Here is a 1,436-nt window from a genome sequence, read left to right as displayed (position 1 = left end):
AAGTCCCCCTTCTTAAGGGAGATTTAGGGGGAAGAAGCCTCTGAAAAAAGCGAGAGATACAAAGGTTTCAGACTTAAGTTGACACATATCGGCAATGCGATGTCCTTACCTGGATCTGCTGTTCCACATTTAAAACCATCTCTGCTGGCATCCCATCAAGAGCTTTAATCTGTAATTAATAGCGATTTCAGTCCCTTGTTAAGTCTTTTTTATCGAACCTTTTTTTACGAAGTTATCGGCTTTTGGTCATTTGATTACCTGCTACGCGGGGGTTTACTTTTCAAACAACAAAATCGCGAATTAAGCTGAACCCGCCAGCGGTTAAAACCCCGTCTAATAGTGAAAGTCCACAGCGAGGAAAACTGAAAAACTCATTAGTCCTCCTAGCTGTGGACTTAAACTTTGAGGCAGGGGTTTTAACCCCTGACGCAAATTGGTATAAGGCAAGCGTGAATACACCTATGAAAGCAGATAAAATCTTTGATTGCGATTTAGAAAATCATCCCCTATTTAAAGAAAGAGTTAGGAAGTCTCGCCAGCAATTTCGAGAAGGAAAAGGCATTAGCCTCGATGATGTCAAAGCTCAACTACTCAAAGATAATCTACTCTAAAGTCGAGGCTAAATGATGCGTTATGCGATCGTCATTGAAAAAACACCCAATAACTATTCAGCTTATGCGCCCGATTTACTTGGATGTGCAGCCACAGGCGCTACCCTTGCGGAAGTACAGCAGCAAATTAAAGAAGCGATCGAATTTCACTTAGAAGGATTGCGAGAAGAAGGTTTACCGATTCCCGAACCAACTACGCTATGTGAATATATCGAAGCACGACACACCCTACAATAACTGTCAACTGTCAACTGTCAACTGTCAATTGCTATAAATGAATCTTTATTTGGGAATAGATTTTGGCACCACGGGCGCTCGATCGACTGTCATCGACTCCCAGGGTACAATCCATTGCGAGACAGAATGCACTTTTGCCGGCGCACAACAGCCGGAATTGCCCTCGGTGTGGCAAAATGCACTCTCGGCTGTAATTGAGCAAATCCCCGCAACTATCCGCAATCAGGTAAGCGCGATCGCCCTTGATGGCACATCTTCCACAGTCATGCTGTGCGATACTGACGGTATACCAGTCTGCGAACCGATTTTATACAACGATGCGCGCGGTGCAGCGGTGACAGAGAGGTTAAGGGCGATCGCGCCACCCAACCACACAGTCTTAAGCGCCACATCCAGCCTCGCCAAACTCCTCTGGTGGCAAGAATTTCGAGGGTTTACCAGCCCGCTTTATTTCCTGCATCAAGCCGATTGGTTGGCGTTTTTGCTGCACGGAAAATTAGGAATTAGCGACTATCACAATGCTTTGAAACTCGGTTTCGATGTTGGTACTTTGTGCTATCCCGATTGGCTGATCCGGGGAATTGCGGG

The 1,436-nt window shown here is 45.6% G+C and carries 3 protein-coding genes; all 3 read left to right on the top strand.

Going from position 1 to position 1,436, the window contains the following annotated elements; genetic code table 11:
* Positions 1-461: 461 nt before the first annotated feature.
* Positions 462-611 carry a hypothetical protein gene (locus QT974_RS34360; RefSeq protein ID WP_333472816.1) on the top strand — a complete coding sequence of 50 codons (150 nt, stop codon included), beginning with the start codon at positions 462-464 and terminating at the stop codon, positions 609-611.
* A gap of 12 nt (positions 612-623) precedes the next feature.
* Complete coding sequence (locus QT974_RS34355; protein ID WP_333472815.1) at positions 624-848, top strand: type II toxin-antitoxin system HicB family antitoxin; 225 nt, start codon at positions 624-626, stop codon at positions 846-848.
* 37 nt (positions 849-885) lie between these two features.
* Positions 886-1,436: FGGY family carbohydrate kinase (locus QT974_RS34350; protein ID WP_333472814.1), on the top strand; the 551-nt coding region annotated here is incomplete at its 3' end.

This window comes from Microcoleus sp. BM001215392 (genome assembly GCF_036700185.1).
Lineage (GTDB): Bacteria > Cyanobacteriota > Cyanobacteriia > Cyanobacteriales > Microcoleaceae > Microcoleus.
This window is presented reverse-complemented; position numbering and strand designations above follow the sequence as displayed.

Coding starts and splice junctions, on each gene's coding strand:
- QT974_RS34355 (WP_333472815.1), top strand. CDS start 624: ATGATGCGTTATGCGATCGTCATTGAAAAAACACCCAATAACTATTCA.
- QT974_RS34360 (WP_333472816.1), top strand. CDS start 462: ATGAAAGCAGATAAAATCTTTGATTGCGATTTAGAAAATCATCCCCTA.